Genomic DNA, 18,627 nt, shown 5'->3' with positions numbered 1-18,627 from the left:
TCAGGAATCCTATTGTTGACGCTGTTGAGCAAAGCGTTCAGCAAGCGCCGGCAGCTCCGCTTCAACAAATCTCAAAAAGTCCATTCCCAGGGCTCCTGCCGCAGAAATGCGAACCTCCTTCGGGCGCTTTTCCAAGGCACCCAACTGGGTGCCCCGCCCGTCAGAGATGACAACCGCGTCCGTGCTCCTTGCACCTGCCGGCTTGATCGCGGTGAGAAGCCTCTGAAACCTCTGGTCGGATGTCTCCCCTGGGCTCCTATTGCCCGCCAGGATCTCCCGCACCCGTCCCAGAAGATCAGGATTGGTTGCCAGGATCTTGGCAAGGTCCAGCCACCTCGGTCGTCCGATTTTTGGAGCCCGGCCAACCGCCTCGATGACATCCGCAGGAATGACGCGGTAGACACTCCTCATCCGCGCAAGCTCAGCGTCTTCGATTGAAAGTGCGGCGTAGATGTCTCGTGGCTTGATACCGGCGGCATCCATCCTTGATGCAAACAGCGCTCGCTCGATCCAGGTCAGGTCCTGGCGGGCGGCATTCTCAATGCCTTGGGCAAGGACGAGGTCAAGATCGGAGATCTGCACCTCCAGCGCGCGCACCGGCCGTCCCAACTGCTGGGCAGCGAGCCAGCGTCGATGCCCGTAAACGATCTGGTAGCGATCGGCGGAGGAGGGGTGACGCCGCACCTGAATCGGGACCTTCTGTCCGTCGGTCTCGATGGAGCGCTTGAACTCCTCAAAGCTCGTCGTGTCGTCGTCAGGCAGCCTGTCGGGAAAAGGGGAGGGGTCTATCAGTGCCGGATCCAGCTCCCGAACGGCGCCCGCACCCGCCTCAATCATTGCCTTCAGGCGGTCCCGTTCCGTCCTGATATCGTCAATCGCCCGATGGGCCGCACCGATCACGCCGGCGCCGACACGGTTGGCGGGGGATGGCCCCGACCGTACGGTCTGTTCCTCGACTTCCGGTTTGTTTTCAATTTCCGCGGACAGGAGGCCGAAGCTTGCAACAATCGACTTGCGAGATGACTTGCTCATGTCCGCCCCCAACTGTCATTGATGAGGCGAATGATCGCCTCGTTCACAGCATCCACGGCTTCGCGGGCGCGTTTGTGTGTTTCGCGGCCAATCTGCCCCATCTCGAGCTCGTAGATCGAGCGCTTGGCAAGGCCCGCTGCCTCGACGGCGGTGCTTTCGATCGCCGTCGGCAGAAGCACGTCCGTCCCGAAGAGGTGGCGCAGCATCGCCACCACCTGCGACTGCGGCGCATCATTGGGATCATGTCTCGTCACAAGATACCGGATGAAGTCCTGATCCAGCTGGGCTCCCGTTTCGTTCAGGACGCTGATCAGGTCACCCATCATGAGGAGGAACTGGCTCATCGATGCCACGTCCAGCATGGCCGGGTGCACCGTGATGATCATGCTCGTTGCAGCATAGATCGCGCTCAGTGTCAGGAAGCCGAGCGACGGGGGCGTGTCGAGAACAACGACGTCATAATCGCTTTCGACGTCCTGGAGTGCCAGCTTCAGCCGCTCGAAGAAGATTGCACCCGCATCCTGCTTGCTTGCCAGGATGCGAGGGGTCTCGTGTTCATATTCCATCACTTCGAGATTGCCCGGAATCAGGTCGATCCCATCGAAATAGGTCTTGCGGATGATGTCACGGATCGGCCGGCGTTCAGCCTCATCATAGCGAAGGGCGGCATAGATGGTTTCGTTTGAACCGACATCGACCTCCGGCTGAGCACCGAACAACGCCGAGAGCGACGCCTGCGGGTCAAGGTCCAGAGCCAGGACGCGGTATCCATGCAGGGCTAGATAATGGCAGAGATGCACGCATGTCGTCGTCTTGGCGCTACCACCCTTGAAGTTGGCAATCGCCAGCACCTGGAGGTGTTCGCCGTGGCGACGGCGAGGCAGGAACCGCAGGGCCTCTGCCGGCTTCTGCGCGGCAAATAGCTCACGCAGTTCGTTTATCTGGGAAAGCGTATAGACCCGATGGTTGTTCTCAAGCCGACTTGGGACCGGCCCACGGCCTTCCGTCGACATGAGCTTCAGCGTCGAATCGGGTATGGAGGTGAGCTTGGAGACTTCGCTCGTCAGAAAAGGCCGCAGGGACTTTTCCGACTTCGGCGGATACATGCGCGTCCTAAGCTGCTGCAATTGGCCGGACAAAAGGCCCGCATGGCGCAGTATCTTTGCGCCGGCGTCTTCCTTTGTTCCGACAATCGTTTCTGACCGGTGCGCTATCGCCATCATTTCCTCTTGGCGGCTTTCCGCCGGTTTACCGGCTATTGCCCGCCAAAGGTAGAACACGATTCTCCCAAGAGGTCCAGAAGGTTAGGGTTAACAAAGAATTAGCGGCCTTCAGCCCGCTCGCCGCGGTCTCAGCGATATCCTTTCCCTTTCAGAGACTTAACACATGTCGCGGGAAAGCCGGTCATTCATTGTTCTCCGGTGAATCCTTCAGGTTCTGCAGGTCCCTCGGCACCTGCAGCGGCATCCAAGCCTTTCCTGCAGAATCATACAGCTCCACCTGCCGGCCTATTTGTGATGGTTTTTTTGCCGAGCACGACGGGGGAACTTGATGACGCAGATCCTATCGCTGATGAACCATCGGGAAGGGCCAATCCAGGCAAAGCCGGCAGAAGCTGCAAGCGGCCTCCCGAGGTCAACCGACCTATCCAGAGCAGGGACGACCGAGGCCGAGACCCAACCCCGCTCTCACCCGCGGCTTATCCGTAAGCTCCAAGAGGCACTCGGTGATCGACTTTGCACGGCGCTGGAGGACCCATGCGTGGTGGAGATCATGCTCAATCCCGACGGAAAGCTCTTCATCGAAAGGTTGGGCCTGGGGATGGCGCTCGCCGGCGAGATGCCCACGGCCGCTGCGGAACTGGTGATCGGGGCCGTTGCCCACGCGCTTAAGACCCAGATCGACCTCAACCAGCCGATCATCTCCGGAGAGCTGCCAATCGGCGGCCACCGCTTCGAGGGCCTGCTGCCACCGGTGGTGACCAAACCCTCCTTCACCATCCGCCGGCGCGCCTCGCAGGTCATCCCGCTCGATGACTATGTGCGCTCAGGTGCGATGGCACAGCATCAGGCCGACACGATCCGCAGCGCGATTTCGTCGAGGCTCAACATCATCATCTCCGGTGGGACCGGATCCGGCAAAACTACGCTCGCCAATGCCGTCCTCGCGGAGATTGCAGCGACGGCGCCACAGGATCGGCTCGTGATCCTCGAAGATACCGCAGAACTGCAATGCCTGGCCGACAACACGCTCATTCTCCACACCAGCGACAGGGTAGACATGGCTCGGCTCCTGAAAAGCACGATGCGCTTGCGGCCGGATAGGATTGTCGTTGGAGAAGTCCGCGACGGGGCAGCACTGACGCTGCTGAAGGCGTGGAATACGGGGCATCCCGGAGGCCTGGCCACCCTTCACGCGAACACGGCCATGTCCACGCTCCGCCGCCTCGAGCAATTGACTTCGGAAGTCAGCCAGCAGCCGATGCGCGAGGTGATCGGGGAAGCAGTTGATCTTATCATCTCCATCGAGCGGAGCGCCCACGGGCGCAGGGTCTGCGACATCCTTCGGGTGGAACGCTACCGCGACGGACAATACGACGTCCTTCCCCTTCAGGTCAGACAGGCACAGGAGGCCGGCGATGGTGCGTAGGAAGCCGAACCTCGCAGGTGCGCTGCTTGCAATCCCCCTTGCGTTTGCCCTTTGCGGACCAGCCCTTGCAAGCACCGGCGGAGGCCTTCCATGGGAGGCACCGCTGCAGCAGATCCAGGAATCCATCACCGGTCCAGTTGCGGGCGCCATCGCGCTGGCGGCGGTAGCGATTGCCGGCGGCATGCTGATCTTCGGCGGCGAGCTCAACGATTTCGCGCGACGGCTCATGTATATCGTCCTCGTCGCCGGCATCCTTCTGGGAGCCACGAGCATTGTCGGCCTCTTCGGCGCGACGGGAGCGTCGATCGGGCCCGTGGACCCAACGACGTCATCCGACTGGCGTGCGAGGGAAGGGGAGGGGGCTCGTGGCTGAGGTCATGCAGGGGCTGCAGCGCCACCGGATCCAGCGGGCTCTTTCGCGCCCAAACCTGTTGCTCGGCGCTGATCGGGAGCTGGTTCTCCTTACGGGTCTTGTCGCGACGATCCTGATCTTCGTGGTGCTAACCATCTATTCGGCGCTGATCGGAATCGCCGTCTGGCTTTTGATCGTCGGGTTTCTTCGCATGATGGCGAAGTCCGACCCTCTGATGCGCAAGGTTTATCTCCGGCACATTTCCTACAGGTCATATTACAGGGCCACCCCAACACCGTGGCGCAGGTATTGAGGGTCTGGCATGGTCACTCTGAAGACATTCCGCCACACGGGGCCCTCCTTCGCTGATCTGGTTCCCTATGCAGGTCTCGTGGACAACGGCGTGCTGCTCTTGAAGGACGCGAGCCTGATGGCAGGCTGGTATTTTGCCGGTCCGGATTGCGACAGTGCCACGGAGACAGAGCGCAACGAGCTCTCGCGCCAGATCAACGCCATCCTGTCGCGGCTCGGAACCGGCTGGATGCTGCAGGTCGAGGCCGTGCGCATCCGCGCCCTCGACTATCCCTCAACTGAAAGCTGCCATTTTCCCGATCCGGTAACCCGAGCGATCGACGAGGAGCGACGCATCTTCTTTTCGCGCGAACGGCACCATTTCGAGAGCCGGCATGCACTCATCCTGACCTTTCGCCCGCCGGAAGCCAGGAAGTCCGCTTTGCGCAAATACGTCTATTCCGACGAAGGAAGCCGCAAGAAGACCTATGCCGACACGGTTCTGCTCGTCTTCCAGAATGCTGTTCGCGAGATCGAGCAGTATTTGGCAAACGTCGTTTCGATCCGGCGTATGGAGACCAGGGAAGTATTCGAGAGGGGAGGGGAGCGTGTGGCTCGCTATGACGAACTGCTTCAGTTCGTACGCTTCTGCATCTCCGGCGAGAACCATCCTATACGGCTTCCCGACACGCCCATGTATCTTGACTGGCTGGTGACGGCCGAACTCGAGCATGGACTGACACCACGGGTTGAAAACCGTTTCATCGGCGTTGTCGCCATCGACGGACTGCCGGCAGAGAGCTGGCCCGGAATCCTGAACAGTCTGGACGTGATGCCTTTTAGCTATCGCTGGTCGTCTCGCTTCATCTTTCTGGATGCAGAAGAGGCTCGTCAAAGGCTGGAGCGGACGCGCAAGAAATGGCAGCAGAAGGTCCGGCCATTCTTCGACCAGTTGTTCCAGACGCAGAGCCGCTCCGTCGACCAGGACGCGATGACCATGGTTGCCGAGACTGAGGACGCGATCGCGCAGGCTTCGTCGCAGCTCGTGGCCTACGGATACTACACACCCGTGATCATCCTTTTCGATGATGATCGCGACGCACTACTGGAACGGGCAGAAGCGATCCGCCGCCTGATCCAGGCCGAAGGCTTTGGGGCAAGAATCGAGACCCTCAACGCCACGGACGCCTATCTCGGCAGCTTGCCGGGCAACTGGTACTGCAATGTCCGCGAACCACTTATTCACACGGCCAATCTTGCCGATCTCATCCCCCTCAACACTGTCTGGTCGGGGAACGGCTTCGCCCCATGCCCCTTCTACCCGGCTGGCTCTCCGCCGCTGATGCAGGTTGCCAGCGGTTCGACCCCATTCCGGCTGAACCTTCACGTCGATGACGTCGGGCACTGCCTGGTGTTCGGGCCAACCGGCTCTGGAAAATCGACGCTTCTTGCGCTCATCGCCGCACAGTTCCGACGTTACCCGGGCGCACAGATATTTGCCTTCGATAAGGGAGGATCGCTCCTGCCGCTGACGCTTGCGGTCGGTGGAGATCACTACGAGATCGGGGGGGAGGGCGAAATGCCTCGCCCGGCACTCGCTTTCTGCCCGCTATCGGATATCGACGGCGAGGCTGACCGGGCATGGGCGGCCGAATGGATCGAGATGCTGGTCGCGCTGCAGGGCGTTACCGTCACGCCCGATCATCGCAACGCAATTTCGCGTCAGATAGCGCTCATGGCAAGTGCGGCCGGTCGGTCACTGTCCGATTTCGTGAGCGGTGTTCAGATGCGTGCGATCAAGGACGCTTTGCATCCCTATACCGTGGACGGGCCCATGGGCCATCTCCTCGATGCAGAGGAGGATGGACTGAGGCTTGGCAGTTTCCAGACCTTCGAGCTCGACCACCTCATGAACATGGGCGAGCGTAATGTCGTGCCGGTCCTCACCTATCTCTTCCGGCGGATCGAGAAGCGTCTTGACGGCTCGCCGAGCCTGATCGTGCTCGACGAGGCCTGGTTGATGCTCGCTCACCCGGTGTTCCGGACCAAGATCCGGGAGTGGCTCAAGGTTCTACGCAAGGCAAACTGTGCCGTGTTGCTGGCCACCCAGTCGATTTCCGACGCCGAGCGCTCGGGGATTATCGACGTCCTGAAGGAATCTTGCCCAACGAAGATCTGCCTCCCCAACGGCGCTGCCCGCGAGCCTGGAACGCGTGAGTTCTATGAACGGATCGGCTTCAATGAGCGACAGATCGAGATCGTTTCAGGCGCTGTCCCCAAGCGGGACTATTATATCGCGACGCCAGAAGGCCGACGCCTCTTCGACTTGGCGCTTGGCCCGGTTGCCCTCAGCTTCGTCGGCGTGTCGGACCGGGAGAACCTGAAGCGCATCCGCTCACTCTACTGCAAACATGGTCAGGACTGGCCCGTGCACTGGCTTCATATGCGGGGAATTCATGATGCTGTATCACTGCTCAACCTCAAGCAGGCTGCTGACGGCAATGGCCGCAGTCGCTTTCCTGACCGCCCCGGCAGCACCGGGGGTGGCGGGCACAGCGACGGGTGCGGCGACGGAGTGGACGCAACTGCTCAACAATGGTGAACTCGTCACCCTCGTCGGCAGGTCCGGTCAGCAGATCCAGCACCAGCTCACCCAGATCAGCCAGCTCGCGCAACAGATCGAGACGCAGCTCAACATCTACCAGAACATGCTTCAGAACACTGCAACCCTTCCCAGGCATATGTGGGGACAGGTGGAGCGCGATCTCGATCATCTCCGCGGGATCGTTCAGCAGGGGCAAAGCATCGCCTTCTCGCTCGGCAATGCCGATGACGTGCTGCAGCAGCGCTTTGCCAGCTATTCCAAGCTGAAGGCCGACCGTGCCGGCGAGGAGAGCTTCTCTTCGACCTATCAACTCTGGTCAGACACGAACCGCGAAACCATTGCCGCGGCGCTGAAGGCCGCAGGACTTACGTCCCGGCAGTTTGACAGCGAGGAGGCTACACTCTCGTCCTTACGCTCCATGTCGGAAACTGCTGACGGCCAGATGAAGGCGTTGCAAGTCGGCCACCAGATCGCGGCACAGCAGGTCGCGCAAATGCAGAAGCTCCGCGGCCTTTTCTCGCAGCAGATGACGATGATGGGAACCTGGCTTCAGAGCGAGCAGACCGAGAAGGATCTGGCTCAGGCGCGGCGGGAGAGGTTCTTTGCCACGTCCCGAAACTACCCAACGTCGGGCGGCCAGAAGATGGCAGTGGAATGGTGAAGCCATGTTCCTCAGTCAACGATTTCTTGGCCGTCTACTCGCTATCTCCGTCTTCATCTCGGTTGCTTTGGCTGCACGATCCAGCTGGGCCCAGGACGGCTCCGTCCTGACATCGCTTCAAAACCAGCTTGCGGCCTCCGCCAAAGGTTGGGAAGCCGCGGTCATGGAGGCAGCCAAGTCGCTGTTCTGGATTCTTGCGACCATCGAGATCGGGATCGCTGCGGTATGGCTCGCTCTTCAGGCGGCAACCCTTGACGGCTGGTTTGCTGAACTTGTGCGGCGTGTCATGTTCGTCGGCTTCTTTGCCTTCGTCCTTTCGCAAGGACCCGAATTCGCCAAGGCGATCGTCGATAGCCTCTTTCAGATTGGTGCTGGTGGCGGTGCCGCCTCACCGGCAGACGTCTTCAATGCCGGCCTCAGCGTTGCGACCAAAATGTCCGAGAAGATCGAGTTCGGTCTGTTCGAGGACAATGCGCTAGCGATCTCGGCTGCCTTCGCCATGGTAATCGTGGTCGTCTCCTTTTCGCTCGTGGCGGCAATCTTCGTCTCGGTCATGGTCGAGATGTATCTCGGCCTGCTGGCGGGAATGATCATGCTCGGCCTTGGTGGATCGTCCTATACCAAGGATTTCGCAGTCCGCTACCTGGTCTATGCCTTCTCGGTCGGCATGAAGCTCATGGCTCTGGTCATGATCTCCCGCATCGGGTCGGAAGTGCTCATCGGTCTGGCCGATGAGCCACAGGTCGGCGACGAATTCCAGACTGCCCTGGCCATTGCCGGCATTGCCGTCGTGGTTTTCCTGATTTCCGTCTACGTGCCGAGCATCCTCCAGGGTGTCGTCCAGGGAGCCTCGGTGACCAACGGCATGGAGACTATCCGGCACGGTGGCCAGGCAGCGTCCTTCGCCACAGGTGCAGGCTTCCTTGCCGCAGGTGGGGCAGGCATCGGCCTTGCGGCAGGCCGGTCTGCAACCGCGGCTGGGTCGAGCCTTCCAGGTGCGGCTTTGCGAGGCATCGGCGCCGGATTGGCTTCGGTAGGCAGGGCCGCCGGCAGTTCCGCAAAGGATAAGGCAATCGGGTCGCCGGGTGCCTATGCGGGATCAATTCTAGGGCTGGCCAATGCCAAGCTTGACGAAGCCCGCGGCAACCATGATCGCCGACCATCCCTCCCCGAACGCAAAGAGTGAACAACAGGCGCAAAGGTGATTGAGCCATGGCCACGAACGTGCCCCTGAAAACCCTTATCTTGCCGCGCGCCAGGAATGGACCGAACGCTATGGATCTTATGTGAGAGCGGCTGCAGCCTGGCAGATCGTCGGCATTCTCTCCCTCGCCATGGCAGTCATCGGCTTTGGCTTTGCGCTCTATCTTAGCCTGCAGGTCAAGCTGGTGCCCTATATCGTCGAGGTCGACAAGCTTGGGACTGCCGTCGCCGCCGGCTATCCCGAGCAGATCGATTATGCCGACGAGCGGGTCGTGCGCGCCACGCTAGGAAGCTTCATCACCAGCTTCCGTTCGGTCACCCCCGACGCGGTGGTACAGAAGCAGCACATTGACAGGACCTATGCGTTTCTTCGTGCCGCCGATCCTTCGACGGAGAAGATCAACGCCTGGTTTCGCGGCGATTCCCCATTCGAAAAAGCCAGGATCGCAACGGTTGCTATTGAAGTCAGCAATATCGTCTCGCTGTCGAAGCAGACCTACCAGATCGACTGGACCGAGTACGAACGCGACCGCAAGGGCAAGCAGATCGGGACCCGCAGGTTTCGGGCGATCGCGACGGTGGCTCTGACCACACCGCAAGACGAGGCGACGATCCGGCTCAATCCGATCGGACTTTACGTTCGAGATTTCGACTGGACGGCACAGCTATAGGGAGGCCATCAGATGGGCAGAACGGGAATGACGGCAGGCGCTTGCATGATTGTCCTTGCGCTTGCAATCGGTGCAAACGCACAGGACATGACGGCCAATGAGCTAAAGGGGACTGCACTATCCGGCCAGTGGCGAACCAAGCCGGGCGTGATGACGACGGGACCGGACGGCAAGGTGGTGTTCCTGTTCGGAGCAACGCAGCCGTCCGTCGTCTGTGCGCCCCTTCAGGTCTGTGATATTGAGCTGGAGCCGGGGGAAGAGGTCCGCGACGTTCTGGTCGGCGACAGCGTCCGCTGGAAGGTGGAAGCTGCGACATCCGGCGCCACCGCCCGCCAAGCGGTCCATCTGATCGTCAAGCCGGCCGAGCCCTCGCTGGCGACCTCGATGGTGGTGACCACGTCTCGTCGCACCTATCACATCCAGCTCAAGTCTCATGCAAGCCAGTATATGGCTCGCATCGGATTTGATTACCCGTCAGATATCTCGGCCCGGATCAGCAACATCAGCGCGCGGCTGCAGGCTGGGGGCCATGCCCGCACAGCGGCCGGTCGGCCCAACTTCTCCTATTCGCTTCGGGGGAGAGCACCGTGGAAACCGACGCGGGTCTATTCCGACGGTGTGCAGACCTTCATCCAGTTTCCACAGTCGATCTCCAGTCAGGACGCGCCGGTACTGTTCGTGATTTCCGGCGGAGAAAACCGCATCGTCAACTATCGGATGAACGGGGACATGATGATCGCCGACTATGCGATCGACAGGGCCATCCTGCTGTCCGGCAGCGGTTGGCACCGGAAGAAAGTCATCATCGAGCGAAAGGGCTGAATCATGTTCAAGCCTCTCATTCTTGTTCTTGCCCTGGCGGTTCTTTCCAGCTGCCAGAGTGCAGGTGACGGCCCAAGTGCCGGCAGTTCACAGATATCGTTGACAGACGCCGCCGCAGGGATGATCGCCGCCGACCTAGCAGGCGGTCTTGCCGACCAGCTTGGACCTGCCAGCGCCACGGCCATAGAAATGGAACCCGACGGTTCATCATTCTCCGTCGCGCTTGAGGAGGCGTTGAGGCAACGCGGTTTTGTGCTCGTTACAGAAAAGACATCGGGCGGATCTTTGACGCCGAGAAGGCTCACCTATTCGATCGGTGAGATCGACGGTCAGGTGCTGGTGCGCCTTTCGACATCATCCATGGTCCTCGCCCGCGCCTATACGCGCACGGCAGCAGCTGCGGCACCGGCAAGCCCGCTCTCGGTCCTGCTGATCAATTGAGGAGAAAGACCTGTGGTTCATTCGCTGCAGCCTGGAGGCTCCCTTCTGCCAGCTGATCCGAAAGCCATGCCTCGGCTCAATCGCCTTCCGATCGTCGTCGTCATTGTCCTCGTCATTCTGTTTGGCGCGATCGTCGTGATCGGCCTGTCATGGCGGGGCCTTCCCTTCAGCCGCAGTGACGAGGTGGACCTTCCCTCCGGCAGGCCCGCCACCAGTTTCCGTGACCAGCTCAAGCACGGTGTGTCGGACGGGATCATTGAAGAACCGGTCGAGCACCAGAAATTACAGCCGGCGCCGGTCCCTCTGCCTGAGCAAGAGCGGGTGAAGGAGAGGCGGACTGAAGGCACAGAACCCGACCACGGGCAAGGCTGGCGGGACCTAGAGCCTGAAGACGAGTGGCGAGCCAGACTGAAGCGAGACGAGGACGAGCAATATCTTCGTGAGGTTCAGCGTCAGCGGCTTGCTCGCCTCCAGGCCCGGGCAACGGCGCTTGATTCACCGCTGACAGTCGATGTCTCCAACCTTCAAAGCACTGCGACGAGCGCAGATTCCGCGCGGGATGGAGTGCCAGATCCTGGCTTGTTCGACCACTCCGCGGCCGGAACAGGCTCCAGGATCCTTGCAGCGAAGCTCGACGAAAATGGGCAGGCCTCAAAGGAGCTGTTCTTCAATGAAGAGATCAGGGAGGCGGGCTATCTTGCAAACCGGGTCAAGCCGCCCGTCTCGCCCTATGAGCTGAAGCGGGGATCGGTCATTCCTGCCACTCTCATCACCGGCGTGAATTCGGACCTTCCGGGACGCATCATCGCCCAGGTCAGCCGGAACGTCTATGACAGCGCCACCGGCCTGCATCTCCTGATCCCGCAAGGCGCGAAGCTCTTCGGTCGGTATGATTCCAAGCTGTCCTTCGGACAGGAGCGGGTGCTGGTGGTCTGGACAGACCTTATCTTCCCGAACGGGGCAAGCCTGCAGATCGCCGGCATGGCTGGGGCCGATCAGGAGGGCTATGGAGGGTTTTCCGACAAGACCGATCGCCATCTGTTGCAAACCTTCGGAACAGCCGCATTGATCGCACTGATCGGCAGTGGCATCGATATGTCGATGCCACAGGGCCCGGCGCTTGCTATGCGGGAGACGGCATCCGACGCGGCGAGACGGAATTTCGCTGAGAGCTTTGGCCGACTGGCGGAACAGTCCATCTCCAGGAACCTGAACAGGCAGCCAACCCTGCGCATCAGGCCGGGCTATCAATTCAATGTTCTGGTCGATCAGGACGTTGTTCTTCCTGGCGCATATGGCGGACGGTGAGACGTGCCGCTCCTGATGCGAGCGCGAAACCGCAAAAATGCAGCTGTCGCGTCCACCAGTCATGTGCCAACTCTTCCGACGAAACATCACGTGCTTCAGGGGGAGAATGGGAGATGATGGGAGATCTCTGCCAGTTGATCGACATGATAGATCTGGCCAGCGACGAGCGGATGATCAAGCAGGTACTCAGGAACTTCGCACTCGGATCCGGCTTCTCCTGGTTCGCCTACATCAATGTCGAAGGCTCGCGCCTGCGAACGATGAGCAATTATCCGGCGGAATGGCAGAAGGTCTATCTGACGAAGTTGTATCAGCGCGTGGATCCGGTGATCAGCGAGGCCAGACGCCGCATGGAACCCTTCCGCTGGTCTTGCGAGACCTGGGGAAGGCCGCGGGGCTCGAGCGGACGGGACTTCTGGGAGGAGGTCGCCAGACACGGCATTCGGTCAGGGCTGACGATCCCGGTGGAGGGGAGCTTCGGCAGCCGGATCATGCTTACCTTCTCCTCGCGCAATACCGACGCCGGCCGTTTGGAGCCAATCCAGCCTCGCAAAGCCGAGCAAGCGGCGCTGGCTATCCACTATCGTCTTCAGGGCCTCAAGTTCGAGGCTGGGCGGCATTCTGCACCTGCCCTATCACCGCGTGAGCTCCTGTGCTTGACGTGGGTGAGCAAGGGCAAGGTGGGGCACGAGATAGCGGAGCTGAGCAATATCAGGCCGCGTACCGTTCAGCATTATCTGGTTCTTCCTCACTTTGTGTGGAGCCGCGGCAGCATTCGTGCCTTCAGCAATTCAGGGCCTGCCCGACCGTACATTGCTCGCTTGAGGGTCTTGAGGCGGTTGATCTGGCCTTCGGCCTGCCCGTTGCTCCAGGGCAGCTCGATGGCGTTGTTGACGGCATCGATGTCCCTGCGAAGGACGCGAGCGAACCGCATGATAGGGATGAGCTCGGAGTCGATCGCATCGTCGATCCATGCATCCAGTGGTGGCGATCTCTTGCCGCGAAGGATGCCGTTGAAGCGCATCGCCAGGCGTCGCATCTGGACAAACGCCTCAGATCCCTGCTTCAGGGCGTCGACCTTCCTTGCCTGCCGGTCCGTCAGCAGGCCTCGCGGCTTGATACATAGCGCCGCGGCAACCACCGGAGAGATTGCATGACCGGTTTCGGGATCTCGAACCGGTTCCGACTTCAACGCGGCGGGCGGTACATCATCGGCCTGTCCCCTTTCGGCCCGCCGCCAAGCTCCGAGCAACCGCTCCAGATTGGCGAAGCTGCCGGTGTAGCCGCGCTGCTTGACGTCGTGAAACAGATGCCGTCCGCGCCGGTTCCCATCCTTCCAGCATTGCGCAAGGAAGGCTTCGAAATACCATGGTGATGTGGGGTTCAGTGCTGCTCGTCGCCTGTCTTGTGGAGCCTCGAACTTGAGCCACTTCGTTATGCTGCGACGCTCATAGCCGGTCCGTCTGGCGATCTCGCTGTAGGACAGCCCTTGCTGGCGCAAGGCATGGAGCATGTCGAATATCTCCTGGCGAGATTGCCTATGCGCAAGACGGGCGCGCCGGCGATGTGTCGCAGCGTCAACAATTGCGTCCTCCGAAAGAATGGCCCTGCCGGTGGCACGCCCGGAAAGGCTCATCTGTTCTTCGATGGCCGAACGAAGGTTCTGGACCAGATGAAACCGATCGGCGACCTGCCGGGCCTGCGGTGCGCCTTCACGGGTGGCCTGCGCATACAGGCCGCAGCGGTCGCGGCTGACAATCTCGATGGAAGGATGACTCCGAAGCCACTTGGCCGCATTCTCGACGCTACGGTCATCCAGTATGTCAATAACCGAGCGGCGCTCGAGGTCGACCATGATGGTCCCATAGCTCGTCGCGCGCCGCCAACTCCAATCATCGATACCGACCACCCGTATCTTGGAATTGCGTTGGGCAACTGCAGCATCCCGTTTCAGTTGCCGCAGGATAGTGTCGTCGCTGACCGGTATGCCGAGCCGTTGCATCAACCGCTCGCCAGGACGGCCGCCAGTGCTATGGCCGAGCAAGCCAACAATCTCTCCGACCCTTCTTGTCCGACGCGCGTATGGATCAGCTACCATCGGAAGACGGTCGGTGAACGTTCGTCGTGCGCATTCCCCATGTGCACATCGCCAGCGGCTCAGCAGGAGCTTCACTGTCACGGGCTTGCCCTGGACTGGCAGATCCTGGAGGCTGCGGCAGGACCAGCCATGCCGACTTCGGCTTCGACATCCACAATCGGGGCATACTCCGATCTTGGATCCAGCTGCGGAAACAACCCAACCGTGATCAACGGTGAGCGCGACACCCAGTACTTTGACCCCTGGACCGGGCGACCATTTCGATTTCGTTCGCATGCCCGCCCATAGCCAAAACCTCGCTAACGGCGAATGAACCACACAAAGTGAGGAAGAACCGGGTTAAGTGCAAAGCGACATCTTTGGCTCAACTCGCTTTTAGGTGCTGCGCTTCCCAGGCCAGGCCGTGAGTGCGAGATCGACCAGCCGTTTCAGCCGCGCATTGCAGGCGCCATCGCAGGCTTGGGCTGACATGCCCTGAATAATCGCACCATAGAAGCGTGCGAGCGTATCGGTGTCGGTCTGAACAGGCAATTCGCCTTCCTCGACGGCCCGATCGAAGCGGGCTTTAAGGGTCTGCATCGACGCCTCGCGCAGGCACGCCGTCATCCGCGCGACGGATGCATGTTCTTCTGCATGCTGGAGGACGGCCGTCGAGACGATGCAACCTCGCGGCATATCCGGCTGGGTGTCGCCATCGGCGATATCGTAGAGGTAGAGGCTTAGGGCCTCGTAAGCGGGAAGAGGGGATGCCAAGATTTCCGATCGGCGGCTGTTTTCACGGGCAATGCTGAAGTCGAGGGCCTGACGGTATAGTTCCTCCTTAGAGCCGAACATCGAATAGAGAGTCGGCGGTTTGATACCCATGGCCTTCGTGAGGTCGGCGGTCGAGGTTCCTTCGTAGCCGCGTTCCCAGAAAAGCCGTGCCGCGATATCGAGCCCCACGTCCCGATCGAGCAGGCGCGGTCTGCCTCGTTTGCGGGTTGGATTCGTCATTAAAATAGTGACCCCTATTAAATCGTTGACAGGCAGATCTCATTTCTTATTATAGAGATCACTATTTAATTTAGCAACGGAGTGATCCATGTCCCAAAGACTAGCAAACAAGATAGCCCTCATCACAGGAAGTTCGCGCGGCATCGGCCGCGCCGTTGCTCTTGCGTTCGCGAAGGAAGGCGCGGCACTGATTGGTGTGCACTACACCGCGAATGCCGATGCGGCGAATACCACCATACGTGACATCGAGGCACTTGGCGTCAAGGCCGTCGGTGTGAGGGCTGATCTGAGACAGGGCAAGGACGCCGCCGACAGCCTCTGTGCGCAGTTCAGCGAAGCCGCGCGTACCGAGACGGGCTCTTCCGCTCTCGATATACTGGTGAACAATGCCGGCATCGCGCCCGCACTGCCGTTGAAGCAGACGAGCGAAGCTGCTTTCGACGAAGTGATGACGATCAACTACAAGGCGCCCTTCTTCCTGATCCAGGCACTGGCCGATCACATTCGAGACAACGGCCGCATCATCAATGTGTCCACCGGGTTTACGCGCATCGCCGCGCCGACCCATCCCGCCTATGCGGCTTCCAAGGGGGCGCTGGAGACGTTGACACTGGCGTTGGCACCTGAATATGCTGCTCGCGGGATTACGGTCAACGCCGTGCTGCCAGGTGTGACGGAGACGGACATGAATGCTGAGTGGCTGGCATCACCGGATGCGCGCGCGGGTGCCGAAGCCCTCTCGGTCTTCTCCCGTGTCGGAAAGGCGGAAGACGTCGCCGACGTCATCGCATTCCTCGCATCGAACGATGCGCGTTGGACGACGGGCCAGAAGATTGATGCGACAGGTGGTGCCCGGATTTGATTGATCCCGGCACTTTGCTATGTTTGCTGCCAGTCAAACAGTGGCAGAGGATGAATCGTTGACGAGGAGCCGGTTGAGGTCTGGTTCCACGTCAATCCACCAGAAAGGATCTCGCTCCCGGAGCGCGATTCTGTCTTCACCGACTCGGCTAGGCGCATTTCCCAGGCTGGACGCTGCCTGTTCTCATCCCCTAGCGCCGAATCGCGCTTGCCGAGACGTGCCGCCAAGACGTGCGCTTGGTTTCAGATCCTTTCAAGAGCGGAGACGCCCGGCTTAGGCCATTGAGCGGTCCCGCTAGAGGATCATGCGGGCATTGACGATTATTCATCTGGCTGCGCTCTGTTGGTGCTCCAAGACACCCCCGTTACGGCCCGATAAAGCGAGCTGGGCTATCAGCATCTGCGTAGTCGTGACGTGGGCAAACTCGAAACTTAAGCTTGCCACGTGGACCAGGTGGCTATCTCTGGCGGGTATCGTTCCCTGCAATCGGTCGGGCAGGTCGAAGCAATCACAGGCATCCTCCACCAAGACGATATTGTAGCCGAAATTGGCGCCGGTTCGCACGGTGGTCGAGACGCACATGTCAGTGGTGATACCGAACACCACCACCGTCCTGATGCCGAGACGTCTTAGGCGCAGATCGAGATCTGTTCCGATGAATGCCGAATTCACGCTCTTAGAGACTACTTCTTCGTGACCTCGGGGACCAAATCCCGGCCGAAAGGCGTTGCCGGGTTCTCCCGGTGCTAAGGTTGATCCCGGGGTGATAGAATCATGCCTGACGTGGATGATTGGCAAAGCGCACGCCCGCCATGCTTCGAGCAGTGCCAGTCCGTTGCTGTCGACGGCGTCGTTCCACCGTCGGGGCCATGAGGGCAGGTCAAACGCCTGCTGCATATCTACTGGGAGAAGAACTGAGTTCGCGAGGTCCATACTAGGGTCTCCTTTCGCCACATTGTGCGCTCGAAGAAATGCCGGTTTCACTAGACAAGAGGTCGGTCAGACAGACTATATGACCGGTAGAAAGGGACAGGGTGGTCCTAATGCTGGATGAGAAAGACGGAATCCTGATCGCCGCCTTACGCAGGAACGCTCGCGAGAGCTTGGTTGGTCTTGCACGTAAAGTGGGCTTATCACGCAGCGCGACTCAGGAACGAATGCGTCGCCTCGAGCGGGACGGCATCATCAAGGGGTATACGGTCGATCTCGCGTCCAAAGGGGATCCCGCCGTACGCGCCATCATCGCAGTCGTCTTTCAACCTGGATACCGCTGCAAACAGATCGTACCCACCCTCACTGCCTTACCCGAGGTTGTTGCTTGCTATTCCCTTGCTGGATCAATCGACCTGATGGTGAACGTCTCCTGCGAATCAAACGCAGCGCTCAGCCGCATCAGAGATGTCGTGGCGTCCGTGCAAGGGGTGGCCACTGCAACAACCCATATAGTCCTCGCAACGGAGTGGTCGCGAATCTAGGTATGGCTGCCGCAAGCCAGGCAAAACGCCACTCCCAGACGTGCGGATGGCGCCAAAAGGAGCCAGTTGGAGATGCTGCTGATCTGCAAATGATGGTCAGGAATGCTGACGCGCCAAACGGGCATCACCCCACTTCGCAAGCATGTCCAGCACTGGCTGTAGGCTCTTCCCTTCCTCGGTTGCGCGGTATTCGACGCGAGGCGGCATCTCTGCGTAGACTGTTCGTTCGACCAAACCAGATTCCTCCAGTTCACGAAGCTGCTTTGTAAGAAGTCTTGGCGTTACGCCTGGCAGACGACGGTGTATCTCGTTGAAGCGGAGACAACCGGCGTCGAGCAGATGGTAAAGGGTCGCTCCTTTCCAACGGCCACTCAAAAGGTCCAAGGTCACCTCTACCGAGCATCCGAGCACATTCGAATACCGCTTCCTTTTCATCATCAAAATACCCCTTAGGGAAGCGACTACGCATTTTAACCGTATCCCGGAAGTAGGCGGCTGTAGCTATCTCCGCAATAGCCACATGGAGATAATCAAATTAATGCCATCACCTACCGCCGAGGCCTAACCCTCTCCGACTCATCATGTCATCGACCACAAACGGAATCTGCGCGAGCAACTTGCTGCTCTTGGTGTGAGGACAGCCACTCATATAGCTGCGCTTAACCGGACGTGAACTGCCCCCCGTTTCGACCGGACAGTCGGCATAAGCAGAAAGGCTCAAGCACAGACTTGGGTATAGGCTTATGTCTAACGAGTACCGACATATTGAATTGCTGACGGGTGATGTCCGCCGCAGGCGGTGGACAACCGAGCAGAAGCTGACAATCATTGAGCAGAGTTTCGAACCAGGCGAGACGGTATCGTCTACCGCTCGCCGCCATGGCCTTCCGCCTAATCTGCTTTACCGGTGGCGCAGGCTCTTCAGCGAGGGGGGTGCTGCAGCCGTGGGTTCTGACGAGCCGGTCGTCGGCAATTCGGAAGTGAAGAAGCTGGAGGATCGCGTTCGCGAGCTGGAGCGCATGCTCGGCCGCAAGACGATGGAGGTCGAAATCCTCCGCGAAGCACTGTCCAAAGCCGGCTCCAAACATGGGATATCGCGGCCGATCTTGTTGCCGAAGGACGGTTCCCGATGAAGACCGTCGCCGACACGCTGGGCGTCTCCCG

19 protein-coding genes and 1 pseudogene are annotated in these 18,627 nt (G+C 60.1%); 14 read left to right on the top strand and 6 right to left on the bottom strand.

What is annotated here, in order from left to right; genetic code table 11:
* Positions 1-9: 9 nt before the first annotated feature.
* The gene (gene repB, locus RTCK_RS08750) at positions 10-1,032 is read right to left on the bottom strand and encodes a plasmid partitioning protein RepB (protein ID WP_142592524.1); all 1,023 of its coding nucleotides are present in this window, start codon (positions 1,030-1,032) and stop codon (positions 10-12) included.
* Positions 1,029-2,252, bottom strand: a complete 1,224-nt coding sequence (repA, locus tag RTCK_RS08745) for a plasmid partitioning protein RepA (protein ID WP_142523033.1) — start codon at positions 2,250-2,252, stop codon at positions 1,029-1,031. Before repA ends, repB begins: the two co-directional genes overlap by 4 nt.
* Before the next feature lie 373 nt (positions 2,253-2,625).
* On the opposite strand from repA, the gene trbB reads away from it, so the two are divergent.
* The 11 genes and pseudogenes from trbB to RTCK_RS21185 all read left to right on the top strand — a co-directional run.
* Positions 2,626-3,681, top strand: a complete 1,056-nt coding sequence (trbB, locus tag RTCK_RS08740; RefSeq protein WP_408004518.1) for a P-type conjugative transfer ATPase TrbB — start codon at positions 2,626-2,628, stop codon at positions 3,679-3,681.
* On the top strand, positions 3,671-4,054 hold the full coding sequence (locus RTCK_RS08735; protein ID WP_142523385.1) for a TrbC/VirB2 family protein: 384 nt from the start codon (positions 3,671-3,673) through the stop codon (positions 4,052-4,054). Before trbB ends, RTCK_RS08735 begins: the two co-directional genes overlap by 11 nt.
* Positions 4,055-4,058: 4 nt before the next feature.
* Positions 4,059-4,346 carry a conjugal transfer protein TrbD gene (locus tag RTCK_RS08730; RefSeq protein ID WP_142523412.1) on the top strand — a complete coding sequence of 96 codons (288 nt, stop codon included), beginning with the start codon at positions 4,059-4,061 and terminating at the stop codon, positions 4,344-4,346.
* Between the two features lie 9 nt (positions 4,347-4,355).
* Positions 4,356-6,926: a conjugal transfer protein TrbE gene (locus RTCK_RS08725; RefSeq protein WP_142592522.1), complete on the top strand. Its 2,571-nt coding sequence runs from the start codon at positions 4,356-4,358 to the stop codon at positions 6,924-6,926.
* Positions 6,826-7,590, top strand: a complete 765-nt coding sequence (gene trbJ / locus RTCK_RS08720; protein WP_142592521.1) for a P-type conjugative transfer protein TrbJ — start codon at positions 6,826-6,828, stop codon at positions 7,588-7,590. The genes RTCK_RS08725 and trbJ overlap by 101 nt, the downstream gene beginning before the upstream one ends.
* A gap of 4 nt (positions 7,591-7,594) precedes the next feature.
* Entirely contained in the window at positions 7,595-8,776 is a 1,182-nt protein-coding gene (trbL, locus tag RTCK_RS08715; protein ID WP_142592520.1) for a P-type conjugative transfer protein TrbL, read from the top strand.
* Positions 8,777-8,795: 19 nt separating this feature from the next.
* Positions 8,796-9,464 carry a conjugal transfer protein TrbF gene (trbF, locus tag RTCK_RS08710; RefSeq protein WP_142592519.1) on the top strand — a complete coding sequence of 223 codons (669 nt, stop codon included), beginning with the start codon at positions 8,796-8,798 and terminating at the stop codon, positions 9,462-9,464.
* Between the two features lie 12 nt (positions 9,465-9,476).
* Positions 9,477-10,286 (top strand): P-type conjugative transfer protein TrbG, encoded by an 810-nt coding sequence (gene trbG / locus RTCK_RS08705; RefSeq protein ID WP_142592518.1) that lies wholly within the window; start codon positions 9,477-9,479, stop codon positions 10,284-10,286.
* A 3-nt stretch (positions 10,287-10,289) separates the two neighbouring features.
* Positions 10,290-10,727: a conjugal transfer protein TrbH gene (locus tag RTCK_RS08700; RefSeq protein ID WP_142592517.1), complete on the top strand. Its 438-nt coding sequence runs from the start codon at positions 10,290-10,292 to the stop codon at positions 10,725-10,727.
* Between the two features lie 12 nt (positions 10,728-10,739).
* Positions 10,740-12,035, top strand: a complete 1,296-nt coding sequence (gene trbI / locus RTCK_RS08695; RefSeq protein ID WP_142592516.1) for an IncP-type conjugal transfer protein TrbI — start codon at positions 10,740-10,742, stop codon at positions 12,033-12,035.
* 113 nt (positions 12,036-12,148) lie between these two features.
* Positions 12,149-12,763, top strand: a pseudogene (locus RTCK_RS21185) (autoinducer binding domain-containing protein); the annotation flags it as partial.
* A 20-nt stretch (positions 12,764-12,783) separates the two neighbouring features.
* On the opposite strand, the gene RTCK_RS20825 reads toward RTCK_RS21185, so the two are convergent.
* Together RTCK_RS20825 and RTCK_RS08685 are read right to left on the bottom strand one after the other, a co-directional pair.
* Positions 12,784-14,409: an ISL3-like element ISRsp8 family transposase gene (locus RTCK_RS20825; protein ID WP_235988650.1), complete on the bottom strand. Its 1,626-nt coding sequence runs from the start codon at positions 14,407-14,409 to the stop codon at positions 12,784-12,786.
* A gap of 99 nt (positions 14,410-14,508) precedes the next feature.
* A complete protein-coding gene (locus RTCK_RS08685) occupies positions 14,509-15,126 on the bottom strand; it encodes a TetR/AcrR family transcriptional regulator (RefSeq protein WP_142592514.1) in 618 nt (205 codons plus the stop codon).
* An 88-nt stretch (positions 15,127-15,214) separates the two neighbouring features.
* Between RTCK_RS08685 and RTCK_RS08680 the strand changes: the two genes are divergently transcribed.
* Positions 15,215-15,988, top strand: a complete 774-nt coding sequence (locus RTCK_RS08680) for an SDR family oxidoreductase (protein WP_142592513.1) — start codon at positions 15,215-15,217, stop codon at positions 15,986-15,988.
* Between the two features lie 324 nt (positions 15,989-16,312).
* Here the strand turns inward: RTCK_RS08680 and RTCK_RS08675 are convergent, their stop codons facing one another.
* Positions 16,313-16,921 (bottom strand): cysteine hydrolase family protein, encoded by a 609-nt coding sequence (locus RTCK_RS08675; RefSeq protein WP_142592512.1) that lies wholly within the window; start codon positions 16,919-16,921, stop codon positions 16,313-16,315.
* Between the two features lie 110 nt (positions 16,922-17,031).
* Between RTCK_RS08675 and RTCK_RS08670 the strand changes: the two genes are divergently transcribed.
* On the top strand, positions 17,032-17,463 hold the full coding sequence (locus RTCK_RS08670) for an Lrp/AsnC family transcriptional regulator (protein ID WP_142592511.1): 432 nt from the start codon (positions 17,032-17,034) through the stop codon (positions 17,461-17,463).
* Positions 17,464-17,559: 96 nt separating this feature from the next.
* On the opposite strand, the gene RTCK_RS08665 is transcribed toward RTCK_RS08670, so the two are convergent.
* Complete coding sequence (locus RTCK_RS08665) at positions 17,560-17,898, bottom strand: winged helix-turn-helix transcriptional regulator (RefSeq protein ID WP_142592661.1); 339 nt, start codon at positions 17,896-17,898, stop codon at positions 17,560-17,562.
* A gap of 308 nt (positions 17,899-18,206) precedes the next feature.
* On the opposite strand from RTCK_RS08665, the gene RTCK_RS08660 reads away from it, so the two are divergent.
* Positions 18,207-18,596: a transposase gene (locus RTCK_RS08660; RefSeq protein WP_211181445.1), complete on the top strand. Its 390-nt coding sequence runs from the start codon at positions 18,207-18,209 to the stop codon at positions 18,594-18,596.
* Positions 18,597-18,627 lie beyond the last annotated feature (31 nt).

Origin of the sequence: Pseudorhizobium endolithicum (assembly GCF_902153245.2) — a bacterium.
Taxonomy (GTDB): Bacteria; Pseudomonadota; Alphaproteobacteria; order Rhizobiales; family Rhizobiaceae; genus Neorhizobium; species Neorhizobium endolithicum.
Note: the sequence above shows the minus strand (reverse complement) of the source record. Positions and strands in the feature narration are given on the sequence as shown.